This is a genomic window from Acidovorax sp. KNOB132 (assembly GCF_057541515.1).
Genome location: NZ_BAAJYT010000341.1, coordinates 1 through 3,168, shown reverse-complemented (window position 1 = coordinate 3,168; position 3,168 = coordinate 1). Strand labels below are relative to the sequence as shown.

Sequence of the window (3,168 nt, the reverse complement as noted above, 5' to 3'; positions counted from 1 at the left end):
TCGGCGCGCGCGCCGCGCAGCCGGCCAGCAGGCCCACGAAGGCCAGGGCCGCCAGGCAGCGGGCGAAGCGGGCGAGCGCGTTCATGCCTCGCCCCCCAGGTGCTTGCCCAGGATGCCGGCCAGCTCGAACATGGTGACCTGGTCCTTGCCGAACACGGGGCGCAGCTTGGCGTCGGCGTTGATGGCGCGCTTGTTGGTGGCGTCCTGCAGGCCGTTGGCCTTGATGTAGTCCCACATCTTCTTCACGGCCTCGGGCCGGGCGACCGGTTCCGGCCCGATCACCGCGGCCAGGGCGGCACTCGGGGCCTTGCCGGCCGCGGGCTTGCGCGGCGCCTTGGGTGCGGCCGGGGCCTTCTTGGCGGCGGCTTTGGCTGCGGTCTTGGCGGCAGGCTTTGCCGCCTTCTTGGCCGCGGCCGACGTCTTGGCGGCCGCGCCTGCGCCGGCCTTTGCAGCGAAGGTCTTGCGCGGGGGGAATTTGCTCTCGCGCTGCTCGAACTCGAAGTTCACCTTGCCCGCCTCCTTGTCCCAGGCGAGGAACGCCTTGAACGCCCGGCGCGTGCGCATGCTCACGAACTTGTCGAGCAGGTCGGTCTTGCCGGTGGCCAGCAGCTTGCTCATCTGCGCGCGCTCCACGGGCTGCTGCAGGATGATCTTGCCGCTCTTGAAGGTGCAGCTGGGCGTGGGCTGCGCCGCCGTGGGCACGGCCTTGCTGCACACGTAGTTGCTGCCGTGCTCGTACACGGGCGCGCCGCACACCGGGCAGGCGCCCAGGCTTTCCTGGTCCGAGAAATCGACCAGCTCGCCCGATTCCTCGGCGTTCTTGTCGTCGCCGAAATCGAACTCCAGCTTGTAGTTGTGCGCCTCGTCGTCGTAGACGATGCCCACCTCGGCCGTGAAAGGCCAGCCGGCCTTGGAGCGAAAGCCCTCCAGCGGGCCGATCTTCTTGTCGCGCAGCAGCTGGTCGGCCTCGGCGGTCTCGAAGGTGCGGCCGGCCGGCGACTTGCCGAACGAGAAGCCGCAGGCGTCCGAGCCGTCGCCGGCCTTGCCCACGCAGGCGTAGCGGCGGTAGTTCTCCTTGACCACGCCGCCGCAGTTGGGGCACGGCGCGGAGAGCGTGGCGTAGTCGCCGGGAATGGTGTCGCGGTCGTATTCCTTGGCCTTCTTGACCATGCGTTCGGTCATCCGGGCGATGTCTGCCATGAAGGCCTCGCGGCTGAGCAGGCCCTTTTCCATCTGCGAGAGCTTGAACTCCCAGTCGCCCGTGAGGTCGGCGCGGCACAGTTCCTCGACCTCCAGCCCGCGCAGCAAGGTCATGAGCTGGAAGGCCTTGGCCGTGGGGATCAGCTCGCGGCCCTCGCGTAGCATGTACTTTTCGGTCAGCAGCCCTTCGATGATGGCCGCGCGCGTGGCCGGGGTGCCCAGGCCCTTTTCCTGCATGGCCGAGCGCAGCTCCTCATCGTCGATCTGCTTGCCCGCGCTTTCCATGGCGCCCAGCAGCGTGGCTTCGGAGTAGCGCGCGGGCGGCTTGGTCTTGAGGCCCTTGGGCTCCACGAAGTCGGTGCGCACCATCTCGCCGGGCTGCACGGGCACGAGGTTCTGGCCCTTGTCGCCTTCCTTGGCGCCCTCCACCTCGTCGGCGGCCTCCTTGCCGTAGATGGCCAGCCAGCCGGGCCGCACCAGCACCTTGCCCTCGGTCTTGAAATGGTGGTTGACCACTTGGCTCACCCGCGTGGTGACCATGTATTCCGCACTCGGGAAGAACACCGCCATGAAGCGGCGCACCACCAGGTCGTACAGCTTCTGCTCGGCCTCGGACAGCCCGCTCGGGGCCTGCAGCGTGGGGATGATGGCGAAGTGATCGCTGACCTTGCTGTTGTCGAAGATGCGCTTGTTGGGCTTCACATAGTTGCCGTCCAGCGCTTGGCTGGCAAAGGGCGCCAGGTGGCGCATGCCGCTCGTGGCCAGCATGCCGAAGGTGTCGCGCGCCACGGGCAGGTAGTCCTCGGGCAGGGCGCGCGAGTCGGTCCGCGGGTAGGTCAGGGCCTTGTGGCGCTCGTACAGGCTTTGTGCCAGGGCCAGCGTGGTCTTGGCGCTGAAGCCGAACTTGCCGTTGGCCTCGCGCTGCAGGCTGGTCAGGTCGAACAGCAGGGGCGAGGACTGCGAGGTGGGCTTGGATTCCTCGGTGACGCTGGCCGCCTTGCCGCGCACCGCATCGGCGATGGCCACGGCGTCGGCATGGTTCCAGATCCGGTCGGCCTTCGCCTCGGGGTCTTCGCTCTTCTTCCACTGGGGGTTGAACCACTTGCCCAGGTACTCGCCCGCCTCGGCATGGAAGCCCGCGTGCACTTCCCAATAGTCGCGGCTCACGAACTTGCGGATCTTTTCCTCGCGCTCGACCACCAGCGACAGCGTGGGCGTCTGCACCCGGCCCACGGTGGTGAGGAAGAACCCGCCGTCGCGCGAGTTGAAGGCCGTCATGGCCCGCGTGCCGTTGATGCCCACCAGCCAGTCGGCCTCGGAGCGGCTGCGCGCGGCGTGGGCCAGGCCCTGCATCTGCTGCTCGGAGCGCAGCGCCTCGAAGCCGTCGCGGATGGCCTGCGGCGTCATCGACTGCAGCCACAGCCGCTTGACCGGCTTGCCCAGTCCCTTGCCGTCGGGCTTGGAGCCGCCGGCGTACTGCTCGATCAGCCGGAAGATCAGCTCGCCCTCGCGGCCCGCGTCGCAGGCGTTGATGAGCTGGGTGACGTCCTTGCGCTTGGCCTGCCGCACCACGGCCGACAGGCGGCTCTTGGTCTTGTCCACGGGCTTCAGGTCGAAATACGGCGGGATCACGGGCAGGTGGGCGAAGCTCCACTTGCCGCGCTTGACGTCGAATTCCTCGGGCGCCTGGATCTCCACCAGGTGGCCCACCGCGCTGGTGACCACGTAGCGGTCGTTCTCGAAATGGTCCTCGTGCTTGTCGAACTTGCCCGCCACGGGGGTGAGCGCGCGCACGATGTCCTGGGCCACCGAGGGTTTTTCTGCAATTACCAGTGTCTTGGTCATGTTGTGGGTTTCGCCGTTGAAAGGCGCTTCTACAATCCGCTTCTCACACGCGTACACGCGCACGCGCCTGTGTGCCTATTCAAACTAACAGAGTTTTGCCATGCCCCGCACCGCATCGCCCGC

The 3,168-nt window shown here is 67.7% G+C and carries 1 protein-coding gene; it reads right to left on the bottom strand.

From position 1 onward, the window contains the following. Nucleotides 1-81 precede the first annotated feature (81 nt). Nucleotides 82-3,045 carry a DNA topoisomerase III gene (locus AC27IO_RS22135; protein WP_498740783.1) on the bottom strand — a complete coding sequence of 988 codons (2,964 nt, stop codon included), beginning with the start codon at nucleotides 3,043-3,045 and terminating at the stop codon, nucleotides 82-84. Between the last annotated feature and the right edge of the window lie 123 nt (nucleotides 3,046-3,168).

Coding starts and splice junctions, on each gene's coding strand:
- AC27IO_RS22135 (WP_498740783.1), bottom strand. CDS start 3,045: ATGACCAAGACACTGGTAATTGCAGAAAAACCCTCGGTGGCCCAGGAC.